Consider the following 21,268-nt stretch of genomic DNA (forward strand, 5'->3'; position numbering starts at 1 on the left):
TACTTCGCTTCAGCGTACACCCGACGCCCTTGCTGTTCTTTCTAGCTCTAAGACCGATCCTGCCGGAGCAGGACGGCTGGGCGCTCTGAACCGCGAGGTTAAGGAGGAGCCCCAGGCGTGGCCTGGGGCGGGGGACAGGAGCGGGGCAGAGTGCCCAGGCGGCCTGCTCAAGTACAAAGTTAGAAATTGACTCAGAAGGTATAGCCAATACCGAACGACAAAGCCAAGGGGTTCAGTTCGGTTTCGATGGTTTGGCCGGTGGACAAAGTGCCGGTGGTCTTCAACAAAACCTTGGTGACTGAGCCATTGAGTGACCAGCGATCGCTGAACTTCACATCCAGGCCCAGTTGCACTGTTGGGCCGTAGGCGTTCTTCATCGACATGGTGGTCGGCTTGCTGGGGCTGCCGCCGGTGAGGCCAGACAAGGCCGAAGTGGCTTTGGCGTTGGAGAACACCGCATAGGTCAGACCGGCGCCCACAAAGGGTCGGAACATGCTGCTGGGCGCACCGAAGCGGTACTGCGCCGTCACCGTGATGGGCAAGGCTTTGACGTCGGCCAGTTTGCCCGTTCCCTCGATTGCGCCAGCCCCCATCACATCGTGCTTGAAGGGAATGCCGATGGGCACGTCGATCGCGATGTTCTCGGTCAGCGTGTAGAAAATGCCGCCGGTGATCTGGCTGGCGTCGGTGATATCGACCTTGGTGCCGACCAAACTCGGCGCACTCAGGTCGCCGCTGCTAACGGCGGGTTTGATGGTGGTAGCGCCGAGTCGAACGGTGACGCTGCCGATCGATTGGGCTTGAGCGCTACCAGCGGCGGACAAGGCCACGCAGGCCATCGTGGCCAGACAGAAAAGATTGTGTTTCATGGTGTGATTGCTCCTGTGCTTTGCCACGCTTTACAGCCAACCCTTGAGGGTCAGAGCCTTGGAAATCAACTGGCCAAGCAGTTGATGACCATAGGGCGTCGGGTGGAAGCCATCAGAGAAGGCATAGGTCTTCCACCAATCGGCACCGCTCACACCTGCAGGCGGCGCAGCGGACAAAGCTGTGGCGGTGCAAGTTGAAAAGGTGTAAGTCGGCAGGCCGTCATCCCCCAAGCCGGTGATCGGGCAAGCCGGTGTCTTCACATTGGTCAGGCCGAACTGAGTCGGCATCGACACTTGGTCAGTAAAGGCGGTGTAGAAGTCGGCAATCGCGACCCGGCTTTCACTAGCGAACTTGCTGTCCAACTGCTTGTTGAAACCTTCCATCCAAGAGCGGAACAAGGCCTCGGATTGCGCACGCGCGGTGGCACCGGCTGTGCCGCCGCCTGAGGCTGCGGCGATGCCGTCCAAGACCATCTGGAAGCGCGGGGTGTTGGTGATGCTGGGCATGTTCAGAATCACCACCCGCTGAGCAGACTTGTCCAAGACGTTGGTCTTGATGCTGGCTTGGAAAGTGTCCGCCAAGGCCTGCATATAGGTCACGCCGCCCGCTGCAATGGTGCTGGCGCCGCCGCCCATGATGGCGCCGACCTGGGCAGGCGTCAGCAAAGTGCCGAGTAGCTTCATGTAGGAAGCGCCCTTATCCTTGGGGATGGCGAGATAAGCACCGACCAAGTCGGCCGCATCATTGCCGCCGCCGTCGATCACCACCAAGTCGGTGGCGCTGTAGGCACCCAGTGAAGCCGCTGTGGCCAGTTGCACCGGCACGCGGCGTGGATCAGCGGCGACCAGCGTGGCGGAGTTGATCACACCGCCGCCGATCGCGAAGTTGGTGCAGCCGGCTTTTGAATTGGGAGCAAAAGTTGCGCCGGTGAAGGTGTAGAAGTTGCACAAGGTCTTGCCGTAGGCAGCGGCAATGCGCTCTGGGTAAATCAAGGAATCCGCGCTCTGCACGGTGAACTTGAGTCCGAAGGTGCCCGAATCGGCCAAGCTATCGCCAAACACCTTGACCGTGGTGACCTGAACAGGTGGGGTGGTGTCCGCGGTGCTACCGCCGCCACAAGCGGCAACAAGCAAGCTGGTGGCCAGCGCTGCAAGGGTGACTTTTAACTGCTTCATGCTTTGTCTCCTACTGATCGCCCTCGATGAGGCTTTGACTTTGACCGACTAGGCAATCTAGCCACGGTCGGTGGCTTTCGGCATGGTGGTTTGCCCCACATCAAGGCCCGAAAGCCAAGAATTTGTACGGAATTAGAGACATGGGGCGGGCTCGCTGTCGCCGACGCGACAAGTTTTGCCGCGGTAAATGAAGCACCCGCAGTAGTTGCGCTGACGCACTGCCAGCGAACCAGCTGGGCAGGCTATTCAGACCTGACCCTGAGCCAAGCATGTGTGGCTCAAACAGGTCTATCTTTTTTCTAGATCCAGGCCTCTAATTGCTCGCAATTCGTCGGGCGCAGGCGACACGCTCCAGGCTATTCCTCGTTCTGCCGCCGATCTTCTGTTTGCACAATCAAGTTCTCTTGTTGATTGCCTGTTCCAGGCGCTCGACAACCTGACTCCGACGATCAAACGGTTCGGAGTGATTTTGAAAAACAAAGGAGACGCCATGAAGGCAATCAAGCAGCCGAGCTCAGCAGCGAACGGCTCGAGAAAACGCGCGGCACAACCGCGCTGGGCCCTGGCCGCACTGAGCTTGAGCGGACTGGCCTTGGCCATGTTGGCTGGTCCGGCCCATGCGGCCGGCTACCGCTTCGGCACGCAGAGTGCAGCCGGCGAAGGCACGGCCAATGCCAACGGTGCCGAAGGCACCGACGCCAGCACTATCTTCGCCAATCCGGCGGCGCTGACCCGCTTGTCGGGCCTGCAGTTCTCGGGCGTGCTTGACTACGTCAAACCCGATGTGCGTTTCACCGACGCGGGTTCGACCATTTCTTTGCCTGGCTCAGGCTTTCAGCCACGGCCGCTGTCCAGTGCTGGCGGGACCCAATCTCCCGCCAAGCCGGCTTGGGTGCCGCATCTGTACGGCAGCTACAAATACTCGGACAGCTTGGCCTTCGGCGTTGGTATGTTTGTGCCCTTCGGCGCCAAGCTGGACTACGACCCAAGCTGGAGCGGGCGCTACAACCTGAACTCGGTGGATCTGAAGTCCTTCGCTATCAACCCGAACGTGGCCTGGAAGGCCAGCTCGCAGTTCTCGGTGGCGGCTGGCTTGACCGCCGAGTACATGGAAGGGGATTTGAAGCGCGCCGTGCCCTATGGTTCGGTGTTCGCCGCAGGCTTGTTGAGCGCCGCCCAGCAAGCTGCCGCGGGCGGTGCACCCGGCTTGGCTCAGGAACTGCAGCAGCAGGCCGCCCAGGTGTTTGGCAACTCGGCGTTTGACGGGACCATCCACGTCAAGGGCAGTGGCTGGGGACTGGGTGCCAATCTGGCGCTCTTGTGGGAACCCGACAGCAAGACCCGCCTCGGCATGGCTTGGCGTTCCAGCATCGCCCACAAGCTGAAGGGCACGGCCGATTGGTCGCAACCCAGCAACCTGCCCGCCACCGTCTTGGCCGGGGTGACCGGCAAGCCCTCCGATGGGCATAGCAAGCTGGACCATAACGACTCGGACGCGACGCTGAAGGTCGACACACCCGATTCCTTGTCACTGCAGGCTTTCCGTCAGCTCGATGATCGCTTCGCCATCATGATGGACGCGACCTGGTACCGCTATTCGCGCCTGGAGCAGTTGCGCATTGATTTCTCCAGCACCGCCGCACCTTCGGTCACGGCCGAGCATTGGAAAGACGCCTGGCGCATCTCGCTGGGCGGCAATTGGCGTGTCAGCCCAGACTGGCTCCTGCGCGCGGGCGTGTCCTACGACAAGTCGCCGGTCAGCGCGGTCTACCGCAGCCCGGCCTTGCCTGACTCGGACCGCACCTGGTACGCCTTGGGTGCTAACTTCAAAATCAACCAGCAGGCAGACATCGATCTGTCCTTCGGCTACATCAAGCTGAAAGACGCCCCGATGGCCGCCACCGATGACGGCGATGGCGTCGCGTCTTGCAGCTGCGCCTTCTCGACCGTACGCGGCAACTACCAAAGCTCGGCCAAGACCTTTGGCGTGCAGCTGAACTACAAGTTCTAAAACTTCACACCCCATTGCTCAAGCCCGGCCCAGCCCAAGGAGGCCGCCGGGTTTTCAATCAGACAGGCAGAACCATCATGGATAGACGCAGCTTTTTGCGCAAATCGGTCATTCAGACCGGCGCTTTGATCACCGCCTCTTCGGCGCTCACCGGCCTTTCGGGCTGCATGGGCGGCGGCGACAGTGGCCCCACCATCGAGCCCTTGCCGCCGACCTTCCCTGGCAGCAGCACGGCGCTTCCCAGCACCGCAGCCGCCAGCGGCGCCTTCAAGTTCCCGCAAAGCGTGGCCTCCGGCGACCCGAAGAGTGACGGCGCCTTGCTGTGGGCTCGGGTGGTGCCGGTCGCGGCCGACGATGTGGCCACCTCGGCCACCGATGCCAACTTCCAAGTCAAGCTGCGCATCAGCAGCGCCGACAACTCGGCGCTGTTGGGCAGCAACACCGCCCTCAGCGGCGCGGTCGACAGTGAAGCCGATGTGCCGGTCTATGCCTTCTACGACAACACGCTGCGCCACAAGATCAGCGGCCTGAAGCCGGCCACGGTCTACTACTACCAGTTCACCGCCGGTGACAGCCGCTCCAAGGTCGGCCGCTTCAAAACCGCACCGGCCGCCGATGCTGACATCGACGCGCTCAAGTTTGCCTTCATGACCTGCCAAGACTGGAGCGTCAACCACTGGGCCGGCATGAGCAGCCTGGCGCAAGAGAACCTCGACTTCATCGTCCACCTGGGTGACTACATCTACGAAGCGGTGGGTGCCAGCTACCAAGCCGGCGCGGTAGAAGCCGCCCACACGGCGCTGGTGCTGCCGAACGGCGGCGCGCTGGCCGGCGGCGGCAAGTACGCCAACACCTTGGTCGACTACCGCTATCTGTACAAGCGCTACCGCAGCGACCCGCGCCTGCAGGCCTTGCACGAGCGCTTTGCCTTTGTGGCCATCTGGGACGACCATGAGTTCTCCGACGATTGCTGGCAAGACCGCGAGACCTATGACGTCGGCAGCTACGACCCGGCCAAGGGTGGTGACAACGTGGCACAGCCAAGCCGGCGCCGTTCCGCCAGCCAGGCCTGGTTTGAGTTCATGCCGGCCGAGGTGAGCTTCACGCTGGACGCCGCCTTGGGCATCAGCAATATCCGCATCTACCGTGATCTGAAGTTCGGGAAGCTGATGCACCTGGTGATGACCGACGAGCGCCTGTACCGCGCCGACCACCTGATCCCGGAGGCCGCGCCAAATCCGTCCACCGGCCAAGCGCTGGGTGAGATTGGCTCACGCTATATGGTCCCCGAGGCCACCTTGGCGATGGTGGAGAAGCAAAAGATCGACGGGGCCACGGCGCTGGGCTTGCCCGACCCAATGACCCTTGTCAGCATGCTCGGCAGCAGCCAGCGCACCTGGTGGAAAGACACCATGAAGGCCTCGACCGCCTTGTGGAAAATCTGGGGCAATGAAACCTCGCTGTTGAAAATGGGTGTGAACGGCGCCGCGCTGCCGACCGCACCGGCCGACTTGAAGACCCGGTTCATCCTGAACGCCGACCAATGGGACGGCTACAACGGCGAACGCAAGGCCTTGATGTCGCACCTGAGCAGCAACAAGATCAGCAATGTGGTGGCCATCACCGGCGACCTGCATGCCTTCTTCGCCGGCGAGGTGATGGACGACTACACCGCCGCCACGCCCACGCCGGTGATGGTGGACCTGGTCACCTCGGGCATTTCCAGCAACTCCTTCTTCAGCTACTTTGTGGGAGCCTCGGCCAATCCGGCTTTTGCGCCGGTCAAACCGCTGGTCGTGATCAATGAAGTGGCGGCGGAAGGCATTGCCATCCAGATGTTGTCGGCCGCCATCGCCATGGCCGCCGGCGTGACCGATCTCAGCAACACCGCGGCGGTGCAGGCAGCCGTGGTGGGTGCGATCGGCGCCGGCAAGATCTCGGCCGCCGCCGTGACGGCCACAGCAGGCCTCAGCACGGCCGTCATCAACACCTTTGACGAAACCTTGATGGGCCATATGGGGGACACCATTGCCGCCACCAATGCGGGTCTGGCCGCCGCCAGCAAGTCGGTGCCGGCCATGACCTTGTACGGCTTGATTGCCCAAAACCTGGCCACGGCGCTGGGCATTCCGGTCGGCTTTGTGCCGGCCGCCGAGGTGATCAAACGCATGAACCCGTTTGCCAACCCGACCACCGGTGTGCCGCCGGCCATCAACAACCCTTGGATTCGCCATGCCGATTCGAATGCCCAGGGTTATGCGGTGGTGAGCCTCAGCAAGACCGAACTGGTTTGCGATTTCAACAAGATTGCTCCGCTGAGTGCCGGCTTGCCACCGACGACACCGATCGCTTCGGTCAAGCGCGTGCGCGTTCCGGTCGGCAAGGCTCAGGTCACCCTGGGTTGATCATCTAAAACGCAGCCAAAGCGCTTTATGGAGGCTTTGTCAGGCCTTCATGGCGCGGATCGGAAGGGGAGCCTCAGTGCTCCCCTTTTTTTTCGTCTCAACAAGCTTGCTGTTTACAAACTCAAGGCAGGGCTGTCTGGGCTGGAGGCCGCTGTCAAGGCACAAGGCTGTGGATAAAAAAAGTACAAGCTTGGGCTTATCCACAGGAAAGAGCCCAAGCCTGGAGTTGTTGTCTGTTCAGGTGCAAGAAGTCCGGGGTTCCGCCCACATGGTTTCCGAACTCTCAAGTCTTTGTTCTGAAACGGAAAAAATGGCTTATCCACAGAAAACAGCGCACTCTACTAAGACTACCAATTAAAAAAATTACATTGCTATGAATAAGAAAGCGGAACACTTTTTTTGAAACTGCACAGTCGGCTCCGCCGACGCTTTGGGCGTGCCACACTTGCGGCCCATGGACATCGAAGACTTGCAAAAGCGGCTGCGTGAGTTCGCCGCCGAGCGCAACTGGCAGCCTTATCAAACGCCCAAAAACCTGGCCATGGCCATGGTGGTGGAGGCGGCGGAACTGGTCGAAATTTTTCAGTGGCTGACACCGGAGGAGTCGCAGCAAATTCGCTCTGACCCGGCCAAACACCAACATCTCGGCGAAGAGATTGCCGATGTGATGCTCTACCTCTTGCAGATTGCCGATCACAGCGGAATCGACATCGAGGCGGCGGTGCACAGAAAGCTGAGTCTGAATGCGATCAAGCATCCGGCGCCGAAGAAGACAGCTTGATGATGCAAACCGTCGCCGTCATTGACTTTGAAACCAGCGGTATGTCGCCAAACGCGGGCGGCCGGGCGACCGAGATCGCTGCGGTGCTGGTGCGCGATGGTCAGATCGTTGATTCTTTTCAAAGCTTGATGAAAACCGGGGTGTGGGTGCCCCCCTTCATTGAGGAACTGACCGGCATCAACAACGACATGCTGGCCCAGGCGCCGCCCGCCGCCGAGGTCATGCGCGAATTGGCTGCCTTCACCCGTGGCCTGCCTTTGGTGGCCCACAACGCCGCCTTTGACCGGGGCTTCTGGCAGGCGGAAATGGCTTTGGCCGATTGCCCGGTCGATCCGGCCCATCAGTTCGTCTGCACCGTGTTGCTGGCGCGCCGTTTGTATCTGGACGCGCCGAATTGCAAGTTGGGGACCTTGGCTCAGTTTCATCGGCTGCCGGATGCGGGGCGTGCCCACCGTGCCTTGGCCGATGCGACAACGACAGCACACCTCTTGCTCAGAATGCAAAGCGATATTGCGCAGCGTTTTGCCGTCGAGTTGAACGGTGCGCCGGTTGCACATGAGTTGCTGGCGCGCCTTCAGCGCAGCAGCAAGACCGCGTTGAAGCGCTGTGTCGGCGACTTCCATGCCGGCCGTTCGCAGCCATCGGCGGCGCTAGAAGGCCGTCAAATGGCTTGAAAGAGACCTGGCTGTGGGCGCTCGTGGGCGGCCCCGGTGCGATAGGCGCCCGATCCGGGTGAGCAAAATATCGCGCTGTCAAGCGCTGATCCGGCCAGCTTTGGCGCGCAAAATACCGCCCTTCCGTTCGTGTACCCATAGAGTTTCTTTGTATGTCGAGTATTCAGGTTCGCCCCGCCACACTGCGTGATGCCAAGGTCATTGCAGAAATTCATGTCGCGGCTTGGCAAGACGCCTACAAGGGCTTGCTGCCCGACTCCGCGCTGGACGCGCTGTCGGTGCAAAAGCGCCAGGCTTTCTGGCGTGAAGCCATTGATTTGTGTGAGCCCCAGGTCGTGGTCGCTCATCTCGACAATGAAGTGATGGGTTTCGTCGGCTTTGATCGCTCGCGCGACAAGGGCACCCCGTCCAGCACCGGCGAGATCTGGGCCATGTACGCCAACCCGATTCATTGGGACAAGGGCGTCGGTCTGGCCTTGTGGGACGCTGCCCGCGACGGTCTGCAGGAAGAAGGTTGCACCAAGGTCACGCTGTGGACCTATCTGCGCAATGAACGTGCTCTGCGTTTCTTCGAATTGGCCGGTTTCAAGCGTGAACTTGGCAGCGCCAAGACCACCGAGGTCGGCGGTACTCGTTTGGAAGAGTTGCGTTTGCATCGCTCGCTGGTCTGAGCGTTCAGACACGCTGCGGCGGCCGCAATGGCTGGCCGTCAATTAAACCGTGTGCCCAGGGGCTCACGGTTTTTTTTCGTCCAAGATTCCTTGTAGAGGCAAGACCTGACCCCGTGCTTATCGCCGACTTCAGTCTTTCCGCTGTACTCAGAACGCCGGTGTTTTTCATCTTTCATTACTTTCGCGCAGGTCGCCTTGCATTAACGCGCTAAAGTAATGGCCCCTTACTTTCTGAATCTCTCTCAAGTGCTGGCCAAGCTGACTTCCAAGAACCAATTGACGTTGCCAAAAAGCGTGACAGACCCCCTCGGACCCGTGCAGTACTTCGAGGTGCAAACCAAAGCAGGCCAAATCATCCTGACCCCCGTCAAAATCCAGCGTGGCGATGCGCTGCGGGCCAAGCTGGCGGAACTGGCCATCGATGAAAAAACCATTGAGTCCGCTTTGAACTGGGCCCAGCCAGCTAAAAAAACGGTCAGCAAAAAATCGGCTGAAAAAGCGCCGGCAAAACCGCAAGAAAATCCGGCAAGAAAAACAGCTGTGAAAACAGCGGAGAAGGGCGCACCGGCAAAAGCCGCAGTGACTGCCAAGAAAACGGCTGCAAAACCATCGAGTGCCAAAACAGCCGCCAAAAACACCGCCTCAAGCGGCCGCAGCCTTGGCAAAGCGATGCCGGCTTCGAACAAGAGCAGCGCGAGTAGAGGCGGCAGCGTCGCAGCAAGCAGCAATAGACGCACGGCGGTGCCACGATGAGGGGCGTGACCAGGCAGAGACGACAAGCCGCGGTGGCAACAAAGACGCCCCGTGTTGCGCTGGATACCGGTGTGCTTTTGCGCGCCTTGCTCGGCAGTGATGCTCAGGCGCAGCAACTGCGTCGCTCCTGGCAGGCCGGGCAATGCCGGCCCTTGATCGCGGCCGAGGGTGCGCAGGTCTTGATCAAGGCCCTCGGCTACCCAAAGTTTGGCTTGGATGTGGCACAGCAACGTGAGTTGTTGGCCGATTTCTTGCCCTATGCCGAGGTTGTGAAAACCAATGTGGCCGCTCGCATGGGCGGCTCGGCGCAATCGGGTCAGCTGGCGCCGGTGTTGAAGCTGGCCTTGGGCGCGGGGGCCGATGTGCTGGTCAGTGATTGCCCGCGGGTGCACAGTGTTTTTGAGAAGTCCAAGCGCGGCGATTGTCAGTTGCAAGGATCAGCGGAATTTTTGGCAGCTTTGTAGGCTTTGATGCGCGTGGATAAGACGTTAGTCGGTGACAATTCGCTGCGGGTGGGGTGGCGATCGAGATGATGAATGGCAACGGCTTCAATCAGCCGGCAATATCAACGGGAATGTGGCGGGTGGTGTTCTATGAACGCCGTGCCAATCGGGTCCATCTGGACAAGACAGGGCCCTGGTTACCGACAAAAAAATTGGCCCAGCAATGGGCCAATTGGTTCGGAGCTTTGGGCTACCACGTCGCCCTACAAGATCAGTATGGCGAGTTGGAGCGTTTCAGCGTCGGCCTGCCCGGTTGAAACCAGGCTAGGCCCTTGTCTTGGTGTCGCTGATTACTTGGCAGCGCGGCGACGAGCCACGAAGCCGATAGCGCCCAGACCAGCCAACAGCATGGCGTAGGTTTGTGGCTCGGGGACGGCGGTTACGGCGGCAACGCTCAAAGTGACGTTGTCGATGGCCAGCGCGTGGTCGTTGCCGGCGTCATTCTTGTCGTTCCAACGCACCCACAGGGTTTGACCTGCGGCCCAAGTTGCAGTGATGTCACCGCCGACATTGGCAACCTTGCCACCAGCCTTGCCAGCAACAATGCCAGCAACATTGCCATCAACAGCAGCTTGCGAAGAAGTGTTCACAACTGACGACCAGTTGAAAGCAGCACCCGGTTTTGTCCAGCCGGAAACCGTGCCGAACGTTTCGCCAAAACCGTATTCCAGCTCCATGGACTGAGCAGTGGGGCTGCCGTTATTGCGCCATTGTTCACCGTCGAACTTGATGTTGAAGCCGCTGCGCTCGGAGCCATTGTTCTTGACCGACAAGGCGATCCAGCCAGCGATATCACCGGCGGCTGCGCCGAAATAGGTGTTGTTGTTGACTTGGGCGCCCAATGCGCGGTCAGTTTCGCCGGTCAAGCCAAAGCTTTGGAAGGAAGAAACAGAGGTGCCGCCGTTGTTCACGACGTAGGTTGGAGCAGCAGTTCCGTTCTTGATGAACAGGCTCCAGCCTTCGATTGTCGAGTCATTGGCCCATGCGACAGGGGATGTACCTGTGTTTGCCAGGCTGTCGAAGCTTTGTGTGTAGTTGAAAGCTTCGTCGGTGATGCTCAAAGAAGCGTGTGCCGGGGCGATAGCAGCAGCGGCCAAGGCCAGTGCGAGCAGAGTCTTTTGCATGGGGTACTCCAGAAGGTTGGGATTGAAGATCAATTGGTCAGTCAAACAAAACGGCAAACGTTTTCGTGCGACCCCTTTGCCCAAGACTCGGGCGGTTCCTCCCCCTTGTTGTGTGCGCCGGTGGTGCTGTGTTGACTGTGGCCCCCGCTCATGACTGCGCAGTGAAAACCCATCCGCCATACGGACCATTCCCCCTTGGATGAGGGGTGAGCCGGCGTTCAATGGCTGCTGACTTGGGCGCTTGGCGCACAGAAACCCTTGCGCTCCAGCGCCCAGCCCTCGGTGGCCGTCGGTTGGCTGAACTGCTGCACATGCACGCTGCTGATCAGGCGCTTGGCGGCAGCGCGCTGCACCAGGGCCTCGGCTTGGCTGGCCGTCAGGTGTTGGGCGAAACGGATCCAGCGCTTTTGCAACAGGGGCTGTTGCCAGGCGTCTTCCAGGGCCCAGCGGATCTGCTGCTCATCGTTCAGCTCCTGTACGGCCAGCACGCGGGGCGCTAGGGCCATCAGGAAGCGATTGAAGTCGCCCTTGGCACCCTCGGTGGGTAACAGGGCCTCGATGCGCGCCAGGCGGGCGCTCCAGCCCGGCGTGGCCAATTGGCGGGTCACCAGGGCTTGCAGGGCCTGGATGGGGTTGAACAGGCGCAGGCGATTCGGTGGCAGCACCAGCAGCGGCACCGCGGCGGCTTGCTCATGCGGCAACTCGGTGACGAAGGAGCAGAGCACCGCCACGCGTTGCCATTCGGCTGGGCCCATCCCGGCGATGCGGCGGATAGGGCCGGCTTCAACGCTGCGTGCCACTTCGGCCGCTTCCAGCCAGCCATGCTCGGCCTTGGCCAAGTTGGCGGCCCGGCTCATCGTGACCAGATTGCCGGCGGCGTAGCCGGCATCGTTGCGCACCCGGTCGATGCTGCGCTGTTTGCTGCTGCCGGGGTGGTCGTCGAGGCGCTGACGGGTGATCGGGCAATGGCTGGCCTCGATTTGCTGCAGGTAGTTGGGCGTGACTTGCACGTCTTCGAAGCTGCGGCCGCGCGTCCAGGCATGGGTGCGCAGGCGCAACCAGAGCTGCGTGTGACGGTGGGCGCGCAGCGTGCGATGGCCGAAGGTGGCGCAGCCGGCTTGGTAACCCTGACGCAGCGGTGAGGCGGCGAACAGGTGCAGAGCAGGGGGCGTCAGGCCATGGTGGGCGTAGTCCCAGCCGAGCGCGAAGCCCAGGCTTTGGGTCGCCGGCAAGGCGGGGGCGGCCTCGGCTGCGGCTTCTTGGGCCGTGTCTTGGCTGATACCAAGTTCGAGTTGGGCGGCCAACAAGGCGCTGGTGGGAACGGTGACTGCTGCTGTGCTTGCGATCTGTGCCATGGCTTGCTCCGGTGTTGCGGCCGTTTCTGCTGCCGCTGCTGACTTTGGGGCTTGATCGAGGGATTTCGTTCAAGCTTGTGGCACAGTCTCGGCTGCAACTAGCTCATTGCGTGAGCCAGTAAAAAGAGGAGCGATTTTTTTATGGACCGGACTGAGCGCTTTTACAAGATCGAGATGCTGATTCGTTCGCGCGAGTGCGTCAGCTTCGCCACCTTGAAGGAGGCCCTGGAGGTGTCGCCCGCGACGCTGAAGCGCGATCTGCAGTACCTGCGCGAGCGCATGGATGCGCCGATCGAGTACGACGCCATGGCCAATGGCTATCGCTTCGGTCAGCAGTGGCGCGGCCGCCAGCATGAGTTGCCGGGCGTCTGGTTCAGTGAAAAGGAATTGCATGCGCTGCTGACCATGCACCAAATGTTGGCCAGTCTGGATGACGAGGGCATCCTCAGCCGCCACTTGCTGCCGATGTTCGACAAGCTGACCGGCATGTTGGGTGTGGATGAGGGCGAGGCGCAGGAGTTGACCCGGCGCATCAAGCTGATCAGCACGGCCAAGCGGCGCGTCGCCTCGGAGTATTTCGAGACCGTCGGCAGTGCGGTGGTGAAGCGGCGCCGCCTCAGCTTGCTGTACCGCAGCCGCGGCCAGGCGGTCGGTCGGAGCGGCAAGGCGCGTGCGCGGGTGGTGTCACCGCAGCGCCTGGTGCATTACCGCAATACTTGGTATCTGGATGCCTGGTGCCATCAAAGCGAAGGCTTCCGGCGCTTTGCACTGGACGCGATGGAAGGCGCTGAGCTGCTGGAAGAAAAAGCCAAGACCGTGCCCTTGGCGCAGTTGGAGGCCGAGTTGGATCAGGGCTACGGCATCTTTGCCGGCGCCAGCCCGAAGCAGGCCACGCTGCTCTTCAGCGCCGAGGCGGCCCAATGGGTGGCCAAGGAGGAGTGGCACCCGGCTCAGCAAAGCGAATGGCTTGAGGACGGACGGTGGCGTTTGCAGGTGCCTTTTGTCGACGCGACCGAACTGTTGATGGATCTGCTGCGCCACGCGGGCCATGTCGAGGTGAAGTCACCCGCCGATTTGCGGGCCGCCTACGCAAAGCGACTGCGCGAGGCGGTCGCTTTGCTGGAGCAGTGACGGTTTGAACCGTTTGGACCGAAGATTTCGATCAGGCGATCAAGTCGGCCGGCACATTGCCGCCGTTGTCGGCCAGCTTTTGCAACACGGTCTTGTGCAGCCACATATTCATCTGGGCCGAATCCGCCATCTTCTCGGCCGGGCAGCCCAGTTCGGTGGCTAGCTCCTTGCGTGATGCCAGGCTGCTGTCCAGGCTCAGCAGCTTCATCAGGTCAACGATGGAGACGCGCCAGTTGAGCTTTTCGGCATGTGCCGCGGCCAGCGACTCCAGCTGCGAGACCACGTCGACCACGGAGATGGCGACGGGGGCGGCCGGTGCGGGTTCAACGGCGGCAGCGCTGGCGGATTCCAGTACCGGTGCTTCGACCACGGCGGCCGGCTTGGGGCCGAAGCCGAGCTTGTTGAGGATGGAGCTGAACATTCCCATTTTGAATCTCTCCCTGAGTTTGGAATGGATCAAGACACAACGGTCTTGCGGACACCAGTCTGTCTAGACTTGGCGTCAGCATTGTGACGGTTTCGCTGTGCAGGAATGCCGCTGAACTAGGGGCTTAGGATTCGCTGTCGAGCTTTTGCAGGCGCTCGCTGTGCCAGTAGACATCGTCGCCGCCCAGCCCGTCCAGATTGGCGCGGTTGAGTACGCGGGCCAACACGAACAGCAGATCGGAGAGGCGGTTCAGATACTGGCGCGGCGCGGCGTTGATGGTTTCGGTGGCGGCCAGCGTGACCACCGCGCGTTCGGCCCGGCGCGCCACTGTGCGGCAGACATGCGAGATGGCGGCACTGCGGGTGCCGGCCGGCAGGATGAACTCCTTCAGGCGCGGCAGTGCGGCGTTGAAGTGGGCCAGGGCCTCGTCTAGGCGCAGCACCGCATCCATTTTCAGCAGTTCATAGCCGGGCATGCACAGCTCGCCGCCGAGGTTGAACAACTCATGCTGGATGGTGATGATCAACTCGCGCACCTCGTCGGGCAGCGGCTCGGCCAGCAGCACACCGAGGTTGGAGTTCAGCTCGTCCACATCGCCCATCGCCTGCACACGCAGATGATCTTTGGGCACGCGGCTACCGTCGCCGAGGCCGGTCGTGCCGTCGTCGCCGGTACGGGTGGCTATTTGAGAAAGTCGATTGGCCATGGGGCGGAAAGCGGGTCGGTCCAAGAAGACCCGCATCTTGCCCGAAAACCTTCGGCCCTAAGTTTTGTCAGGGGAAGGCGGTGCGCCTTCAGTGGCGCTTGCCCGAGCGATGGAACTCGGGCTTGGCGTGGGCCGGTCTTTGTTGTTGTTCGGCGTGATTCAAGTCGCGCGGTGCGCCGTGCGGCAAGTCGGCGCCGCCGGGCTTGTGGTCGGGGGGCAGGCCGGTGGGAGGATTCAGGGGCTTGTTCAAGGCTTCCCGCCACATGGCGCGCAGCAAGTCCCAGCGCAGTACGCCAGCGATGGCCAGCAGCAAGACCAAGCCCAGGACGATCCAGCCAGGGTTCAAACCAAACATGAGCATCTCCTCGTGCGGTGATGCTTCATGCTCGCACCACGGTGATCCAAAGACAAGCGCTCTGGATCAATCCGTGGTGATTTGACGCTAGTTTCAGAACTGGCGGTTGTACTGCACGCCGATCAAACCCGAGCTCAGCTTGTAGTTGCCCTTGATGGTGGCGCAGCTGGAGGTGTTGAGGTTGGAGTCGCAGCTGGGCACGCCGGCCTTGGTGACGCCGCCGTTGTCAAAGTTGTTGACCGCGCCGGTGGCCACGTCGATGTAGCTCATCGCCAGGTCCACCGAGCTTTGCTTGTCCAGCTTCCAGTTCAAACCGGCCGAGATCCATTTGCGGTCGCCGTCAGGAATCGACGGGGTGCGGTTCGCATCGCTGACCGGGGACTGGTCAAACGCCAGGCCGCCGCGCAGCTTGATGGCATCGTTCAGCTGGTAATTGACGCCGAAGGACGCGCGCACGGTCTTGACCCAGCGCTGCGGGGTGTTCGAGTCGGGCAGCAAGGGCTGTTCGAAGTCGATGCGCAATTCCTGGAAGCGCGAGTGACGCGTCAGGGTGGCGTCGGCCATCACGGCGAGGCGGCTGTCCATCTGCTTGAACACAGAGAAGGACAGCGACTCGGGCGTGACTACGTCCAGGCTGGCGCCGCCGTTCTGATATTTGGCCAGCAGGGCAGCAACCACCTTTTTGTCGGTGCCGGAAGCGGCCAGCGCGGGAATGGCGCCCAGCACCTGGCCGATATAGGCGGCCTGGTCCTTGACCTGCCATTCGGCATCGCCCTTCAGCGTGTGCGAAATTTTCGAGCGATAGGCAATGCCGAAGCGGGTGTTCTCGTCGTAGTTGAGCATCAGGCCGAGGTTGAAGCCGTAGCCCCAGTCCTTGCCGGACACATCAACCCGACCGGAAGAGTTGGGGTTGGCGGCCAGCTTGGGCACCAGGGCGGCGGTCAGCGGACCTTGCAGCGAAGGCGGCAGGCCGGGCACGATCAAACCGATGACGCCCGAACCAAAGTCGGCCGCCTTGGACAAATCGCCCTGGATGTACTGGGCGGTGACGCCGGCACCCAGGCTCAGCGTCGGGTTGACTTTGAAGCTCAGCGAGGGATTGAGCGCCACCGACTTCAGCTCGGTGCCGATGGTGTTGTAGCGGCCGGCCCAGTCTTTGTCGTACTCGCTCTTGGAGCCGAAGGGCACGAACATGGCCATGCCCACGCTCAGCTGATTGCTCAGCTGGTGTGTCAGGTAGCCGTGGGGCACGATGGTGGGCTTGACGAACTTGCCGCCATTGCCGCCACCGGTGGGGGTACGCAGCGCGGTGATGCTGCCTTGGTCTTCGTAGCTGCCGCTGGGGACCACCACGTTCAAGACACCCGAGGCTTGGGTACCGCTCAGGCGGCTCATGCCGGCCGGGTTGTAAAACAGCAGCGAGGCGTCAGCGGCCTCGGCGGCATTGGCATTGGCCGTGCCTTGTGAGGCGGCCGACTGCGAGCCGAAGTGGTAGCCCGAGGCCAAGGCGTTGCCGGCGCAAAGGCCGCCGAGTAGAGCCAAGCTCAGGGAAGAAAGGTGAAATCGCATCATGTCTCCGGCGTTGTCATGGTGGACCCTCCTGGCAGGGGATCCAGCGGGCCATGATAGGAGCGGCTTCTTGACGACAGTGTTGTGACAATAACGAATTAGAGCCAACTCCCCATACGCCTACCGCACCGTTAATGTTGCTTGGGCGCTGGGTGGTCGTTGCTTGTAGTAGGCGTGGGTGAGGCGCTTCCTAGAATCAGATCATCAGATCAGAACCTGTCCGGAGAACTGCACATGACGAACGCCGCCCCGCCGATGGAGCAACTTCCCGAGGCCTTGTTGAGCGCTTTGCAGGCTCGTTTTGCGGGCCGGTTCAGCACGGCCTTGGCGCTGCGCCAGCAGCATGGCCGGGACGAGTCGCCGTTTGATGTGGCTCCGCCCGCTGCGGTGGTGTTTGCCGAGTCGACCGAGGAGGTGGGCTTTGTGCTGGCTCAGGCGAATGCCCATGGTGTGCCGGTGATTCCCTATGGTGCCGGCAGTTCGCTGGAAGGGCATCTGTTGGCGGTGCAGGGCGGCATCAGCCTCGATGTGTCGGGGATGAAGCAGATCTTGGCCGTGCATGGCGAGGACCTGACGGTGACGGTGCAGGCCGGCGTGACCCGCAATCAACTCAACCGCGAGTTGCGGCATGCCGGGTTGTTCTTTCCGATCGACCCAGGCGCCGATGCCACCCTTGGCGGCATGGCCGCCACGCGCGCCAGTGGAACCAATGCCGTGCGCTACGGCACCATGCGCGAGAACGTGTTGGGCCTGAAGGTGGTGACGGCGCAAGGCGAGGCGATTCACACCGGCAGCCGCGCGCGCAAGAGCAGCGCCGGCTACGACCTGACGCGATTGTTTGTGGGCAGCGAGGGCACGCTGGGCGTGATCACCGAGCTGACCTTGCGCATCTATCCGCTGCCGGAGGCGCTGTCGGCGGCGATTTGCTTTTTCCCCAGCATCGACGCGGCGGTGCAGACCGCGATGCAGATCATTCAGATCGGGCTGCCGATTGCGCGCTGCGAGTTGCTGGACGTGCATGCGATCCGCGCCGTCAATGCGCATGACAAGCTGGGCCTGCGCGAGGCGCCGATGCTGTTGATGGAGTTCCATGGCAGCGAGGCCTCGGTGGCCGAGCAGGCGCAGACGGTGCAAGAGTTGGCGCGCGATTTGGGCGGCGAGGACTTTGACTGGGCCACCACGCCGGAGGCGCGGACCCGGCTCTGGGCGGCGCGCCACCATGCGTATTTGTCGGCGCTGCAGACCCGGCCGGGCTGCCGCTGCGTCACCACCGACACCTGTGTGCCGATCTCTCGGCTGGCCGAGAGCATCAACGAATCGGTGCGCGAGGTCGAGGCCGTGGGCCTGCCTTACTTCATCGTCGGGCATGTCGGTGATGGGAACTTCCATATGGGTTACCTGATCGACCCGGAGGTCCCCGCGGAGCGCGAAACGGCCGAAAGGCTCAGCCATCAGATGGTGGCGCGGGCCCTGCGGCTGGAGGGGACCTGCACCGGCGAGCATGGCATTGGCCTGCACAAGCAAGGCTTCTTGGTTGAGGAGGCCGGGGAGGGCGGCGTGGCGATGATGCGCAGCCTCAAGCAGGCGCTGGACCCGCGCAACATCATGAATCCCGGCAAGATCTTTAGCCTGTGAGGCCAGCGGTTCCAGCGAAGCCAGGCGACGGCAAGAGCAAGCACAGAGGCGCGTAGGCGGAGGGCGGACCCAAGGTCCCGCAACACCCTGAGCCTGCGCGCCCCCGTGGTTGCAAACCGCTCGCTGGGCTGGCAGGCAGCAGCCCGGCTTGAACTGGGGGGTTCAATCTCAATGCGCAGGGGCGGGCACCGTCCAGCGCTTGGTGATCTCGCCGCGCTCGTTGGCGCTTTCGAGTTCGACACCAAAGCCCCACAGCCGGGCCACATGTTTGATGACTTCCTGCGCGCTGTCATGCAGCGGGCGGCCCATATGCTGGGTGTGGCGCAGCGTCAATGAACGGTCGCCGCGCAGATTGACGTTCCAGACCTGAATGTTGGGCTCGCGGGTGCTCAGGTCATATTGGCGCGACAAGGCCTCGCGCACATGCTGGTAGCCGCTCTCGTCATGGATGGCGGAGATTTCATACTCGGCCTGCTTTTCATCGTCAACGATGGAGAAGAGCCTGAACTCGCGCATCAGATGCGGGCTCAGGTACTGGCCGATAAAACTCTCATCCTTGAAGTTGCGCATCGCATGGTCGATGGTGGGCAGCCAATCGCCGCCGGCAATATCGGGGAACCAGCGCCGGTCTTCCTCGGTCGGCTTTTCGCAGATGCGCTTGATGTCGGTGTACATGGCAAAGCCCAGCGCATAGGGGTTCAGATTCGCCATCGGCTGCTGCGCCACCACATTGGTGTGCGACTTCAGCCACTCGATCATCATGCCGTCGCTCAGATAGCCGTCGTCATACATCTGGTTGAGCAGGCGGTGGTGCCAGAAAGTGGCCCAGCCCTCGTTCATCACCTGGGTCTGGCGCTGCGGATAGAAGTACTGGGCGATCTTGCGCACGATGCGCACGATCTCTCGCTGCCAAGGCTCCAGCAGCGGGGCGTTCTTCTCGATGAAGTAGAGGATGTTCTCCTGCGGTTCATCCGGGAAGCGGCGTGCGGAGGCCGACTCCGCGGCGGCGTCGGCGCGACGCGGCAGCGTGCGCCAGAGTTCGTTGATCTGCTGCTGGGCATGGGCCTCGCGGTCGGCCTGGCGGCTGCGCTCTTGGCTCAGCGACAGCTTGGCCGGGCGGCGGTAGCGGTCGACGCCGTAGCTCATCAGGGCGTGGCAAGAGTCCAGCGTTTTCTCGACTTCGCCGAGGCCATGGCGCTCTTCGCAATCGGCCACGAACTTCTTCGCGTAGACCAGATAGTCGATGATGCTTGATGCATCGGTCCACATGCGGAACAGGTAGTTGCCCTTGAAGAAGCTGTTGTGGCCATAGCAGGCATGGGCGATCACCAGGGCCTGCATGGCCATGGTGTTCTCCTCCATCAGGTAGGCGATGCAGGGGTCGGAGTTGATGACGATCTCATAGGCCAAGCCCATCTGGCCGCGCTTGTAATTGCGTTCGGTGGCGATGAACTCCTTGCCATAGCTCCAGTGCCGGTAATTGACCGGCATGCCGACCGAGGCATAGGCATCCATCATTTGCTCGGCGGTAATGATCTCGAGTTGGTTCGGGTAGGTGTCCAGCCCGAAGCGCTCGGCGGTGGCGCGGATCACGTCGTGGTACTCGTCGATCAACTCGAAGGTCCAATCGCTCGGCGATGCCAGCGGTTGGCTGGGTCGCGCGCCCTGCGGCTTCATTTCGCGCAGCGGCGGCTTGGCGCGGCGGCCGCCGTATTCATCGGTGATTGGCGCGATGCCAAGCTGGCGTCGGTTTTCATGGTTAGTCATGGCGAAACCTCCAAGCGCTGCAAAGGAATGGAATCACAACCGGGCTGTGTCCGGGGCTTCATGCCCGCGCTCCTTCCTTCTTGAACAATTCACGGAAGACCGGATAGATCTGCGACACCTCGGTGGCCTTGCGCATCGCAAAGTGCCCGACCTCCTCGCTCAGCTTGCTGTATTCCTCCCACAGGTTTTGCTCCGCTTCCGCCACCTGCACATAGGCGAAGTAGCGGCACAGCGGCAGGATCTGCTGGGCCAGCAACTCGCGGCAGCGGCCGCTGTCGTGGTGCCAGTTGTCGCCGTCGCTGGCCTGCGCGCCGTAGATATTCCATTCATTGCGCGGGTAGCGGGCGCGGATGATTTCCTCCATCAGCACCAGCGCGCTCGACACCACGGTGCCGCCGGTTTCGGTGGCATGGAAGAAGTTTTGCTCATCGACTTCTTGCGCCTGGGTGTGATGGCGGATGAAGACGACCTCGATCTTGTCGTAATGCCGAGTCAGGAAGAGGTAGAGCAGGATGAAAAAGCGCTTGGCCAAATCTTTGCGGCTTTCATCCATCGAGCCGGACACATCCATCAGACAGAACATGACGGCGCGACTGCTCGGCACAGGCACCCGCACGCGGTTGCGAAAGCGCAGATCGATCGGGTCCAAAAACGGTATCGCAGCGATGCGTCCACGCAGAAAGGCGATGCGCTCCTCGGTTTCGGCCAACATGCGTATGACCTCGGGGTCGGTCGGGTTCTCATGGGTGTGCAGCAGCGTCAGCCGCTCTTCCAACTCATGCAATTCGCGCCGCTTGCTGGTGCCCAGGGCGATGCGTCGGCCCAGGGCGCCGCGCATCGAGCGCACCACATGCAGATTGGTCGGTGTGCCGTCCGAAACAAAGCCGGCGCGGTGGCTCTTCCACTCCGGGGTTTCGGCCAGCTGGGTGCGCTCCAGATTGGGCAGCGCCAGATCCTCGAAGAAGACCTGCATGAACTCCTCGCGGCTGAGGTGGAAGACGAAGTCGTCATCACCCTCGCCGGAGTCGCTGGCCTGCCCGCCGCCTTGCCCTTGGCCGCCACCTTTGGGCTTGGCGACACGGTCGCCCTTCACATGCTCGGTATTGCCGGGCCGCACCACCTCGCGCACACCGCCTTCGCCATGGCCAAACACCGGTTCACTGAGGTCTTTCTTGGGGATGTGGACATCCTCGCCGCGTTCCATATCGCGGATGCCACGGCCGTCCACCGCCCGGCGCACCGCCTCGCGCACCTGCTCCTTGTGGCGTTGCAGAAATCGCTCGCGGTTGCCAATGGACTTGTTCTTGCCCGAGAGCCTGCGATCGATGATTTGTTGCAGCATGAGAATGCCTTCCC

Annotated in this window: 20 protein-coding genes; 10 read left to right on the plus strand and 10 right to left on the minus strand. The window is 61.8% G+C overall.

Going from position 1 to position 21,268, the window contains the following annotated elements; all coding sequences use genetic code 11:
• Positions 1-191 precede the first annotated feature (191 nt).
• Positions 192-869 (minus strand): OmpW/AlkL family protein, encoded by a 678-nt coding sequence (locus tag WG899_RS19745; protein WP_339597373.1) that lies wholly within the window; start codon positions 867-869, stop codon positions 192-194.
• A 30-nt stretch (positions 870-899) separates the two neighbouring features.
• Complete coding sequence (locus WG899_RS19750; RefSeq protein ID WP_339597374.1) at positions 900-2,045, minus strand: SGNH/GDSL hydrolase family protein; 1,146 nt, start codon at positions 2,043-2,045, stop codon at positions 900-902.
• Between the two features lie 490 nt (positions 2,046-2,535).
• Here WG899_RS19750 and WG899_RS19755 point away from each other — a divergent pair, with 490 nt between their 5' ends.
• The 8 genes from WG899_RS19755 (at position 2,536) to WG899_RS19790 (ending at position 10,100) form a co-directional block, all read left to right on the plus strand.
• Positions 2,536-4,056 carry an OmpP1/FadL family transporter gene (locus WG899_RS19755; protein ID WP_339597375.1) on the plus strand — a complete coding sequence of 507 codons (1,521 nt, stop codon included), beginning with the start codon at positions 2,536-2,538 and terminating at the stop codon, positions 4,054-4,056.
• Positions 4,057-4,133: 77 nt separating this feature from the next.
• Positions 4,134-6,461: an alkaline phosphatase D family protein gene (locus tag WG899_RS19760; RefSeq protein WP_339597376.1), complete on the plus strand. Its 2,328-nt coding sequence runs from the start codon at positions 4,134-4,136 to the stop codon at positions 6,459-6,461.
• Between the two features lie 454 nt (positions 6,462-6,915).
• A complete protein-coding gene (locus tag WG899_RS19765) occupies positions 6,916-7,242 on the plus strand; it encodes a nucleotide pyrophosphohydrolase (RefSeq protein WP_339597377.1) in 327 nt (108 codons plus the stop codon).
• Positions 7,242-7,916, plus strand: coding sequence for a 3'-5' exonuclease (locus WG899_RS19770; protein ID WP_339597378.1), 675 nt, complete (start codon positions 7,242-7,244; stop codon positions 7,914-7,916). Before WG899_RS19765 ends, WG899_RS19770 begins: the two co-directional genes overlap by 1 nt.
• A 152-nt stretch (positions 7,917-8,068) precedes the next feature.
• A complete protein-coding gene (locus tag WG899_RS19775) occupies positions 8,069-8,587 on the plus strand; it encodes a GNAT family N-acetyltransferase (protein ID WP_339597379.1) in 519 nt (172 codons plus the stop codon).
• A gap of 246 nt (positions 8,588-8,833) precedes the next feature.
• The gene (locus WG899_RS19780; RefSeq protein ID WP_339597380.1) at positions 8,834-9,340 is read left to right on the plus strand and encodes a hypothetical protein; all 507 of its coding nucleotides are present in this window, start codon (positions 8,834-8,836) and stop codon (positions 9,338-9,340) included.
• Positions 9,341-9,372: 32 nt separating this feature from the next.
• The gene (locus tag WG899_RS19785; protein WP_339597381.1) at positions 9,373-9,804 is read left to right on the plus strand and encodes a PIN domain-containing protein; all 432 of its coding nucleotides are present in this window, start codon (positions 9,373-9,375) and stop codon (positions 9,802-9,804) included.
• A 65-nt stretch (positions 9,805-9,869) separates the two neighbouring features.
• Positions 9,870-10,100 (plus strand): hypothetical protein, encoded by a 231-nt coding sequence (locus WG899_RS19790; RefSeq protein ID WP_339597382.1) that lies wholly within the window; start codon positions 9,870-9,872, stop codon positions 10,098-10,100.
• A 33-nt stretch (positions 10,101-10,133) separates the two neighbouring features.
• Here WG899_RS19790 and WG899_RS19795 read toward each other — a convergent pair whose 3' ends face one another.
• Both WG899_RS19795 and WG899_RS19800 read right to left on the minus strand, forming a co-directional pair.
• Positions 10,134-10,967 carry a PEP-CTERM sorting domain-containing protein gene (locus WG899_RS19795; RefSeq protein ID WP_339597383.1) on the minus strand — a complete coding sequence of 278 codons (834 nt, stop codon included), beginning with the start codon at positions 10,965-10,967 and terminating at the stop codon, positions 10,134-10,136.
• Positions 10,968-11,185: 218 nt separating this feature from the next.
• Positions 11,186-12,322: a hypothetical protein gene (locus WG899_RS19800; RefSeq protein ID WP_339597384.1), complete on the minus strand. Its 1,137-nt coding sequence runs from the start codon at positions 12,320-12,322 to the stop codon at positions 11,186-11,188.
• A 141-nt stretch (positions 12,323-12,463) separates the two neighbouring features.
• Between WG899_RS19800 and WG899_RS19805 the strand changes: the two genes are divergently transcribed.
• The gene (locus tag WG899_RS19805; RefSeq protein WP_339597385.1) at positions 12,464-13,453 is read left to right on the plus strand and encodes a helix-turn-helix transcriptional regulator; all 990 of its coding nucleotides are present in this window, start codon (positions 12,464-12,466) and stop codon (positions 13,451-13,453) included.
• A gap of 31 nt (positions 13,454-13,484) precedes the next feature.
• Here the strand turns inward: WG899_RS19805 and WG899_RS19810 are convergent, their stop codons facing one another.
• The 4 genes from WG899_RS19810 to WG899_RS19825 all read right to left on the minus strand — a co-directional run bounded on the left by WG899_RS19810 (position 13,485) and on the right by WG899_RS19825 (position 16,510).
• Positions 13,485-13,880: a DUF3597 domain-containing protein gene (locus WG899_RS19810; protein ID WP_339597386.1), complete on the minus strand. Its 396-nt coding sequence runs from the start codon at positions 13,878-13,880 to the stop codon at positions 13,485-13,487.
• Positions 13,881-14,004: 124 nt separating this feature from the next.
• Positions 14,005-14,586, minus strand: coding sequence for a cob(I)yrinic acid a,c-diamide adenosyltransferase (locus tag WG899_RS19815; protein ID WP_339597387.1), 582 nt, complete (start codon positions 14,584-14,586; stop codon positions 14,005-14,007).
• 88 nt (positions 14,587-14,674) lie between these two features.
• On the minus strand, positions 14,675-14,941 hold the full coding sequence (locus WG899_RS19820) for a hypothetical protein (RefSeq protein ID WP_339597388.1): 267 nt from the start codon (positions 14,939-14,941) through the stop codon (positions 14,675-14,677).
• Between the two features lie 93 nt (positions 14,942-15,034).
• A complete protein-coding gene (locus WG899_RS19825; protein WP_339597389.1) occupies positions 15,035-16,510 on the minus strand; it encodes an OmpP1/FadL family transporter in 1,476 nt (491 codons plus the stop codon).
• Positions 16,511-16,744: 234 nt separating this feature from the next.
• Between WG899_RS19825 and WG899_RS19830 the strand changes: the two genes are divergently transcribed.
• Positions 16,745-18,145 carry an FAD-binding oxidoreductase gene (locus WG899_RS19830; RefSeq protein ID WP_339597390.1) on the plus strand — a complete coding sequence of 467 codons (1,401 nt, stop codon included), beginning with the start codon at positions 16,745-16,747 and terminating at the stop codon, positions 18,143-18,145.
• A gap of 168 nt (positions 18,146-18,313) precedes the next feature.
• On the opposite strand, the gene WG899_RS19835 is transcribed toward WG899_RS19830, so the two are convergent.
• Both WG899_RS19835 and WG899_RS19840 read right to left on the minus strand, forming a co-directional pair.
• Positions 18,314-19,912, minus strand: a complete 1,599-nt coding sequence (locus WG899_RS19835; protein ID WP_444718879.1) for a SpoVR family protein — start codon at positions 19,910-19,912, stop codon at positions 18,314-18,316.
• A 58-nt stretch (positions 19,913-19,970) separates the two neighbouring features.
• Positions 19,971-21,254 (minus strand): YeaH/YhbH family protein, encoded by a 1,284-nt coding sequence (locus WG899_RS19840; RefSeq protein WP_339597391.1) that lies wholly within the window; start codon positions 21,252-21,254, stop codon positions 19,971-19,973.
• Positions 21,255-21,268: the final 14 nt, after the last annotated feature.

The organism is Paucibacter hankyongi, from assembly GCF_037482915.1.
GTDB lineage: Bacteria > Pseudomonadota > Gammaproteobacteria > Burkholderiales > Burkholderiaceae_C > Paucibacter_A > Paucibacter_A hankyongi.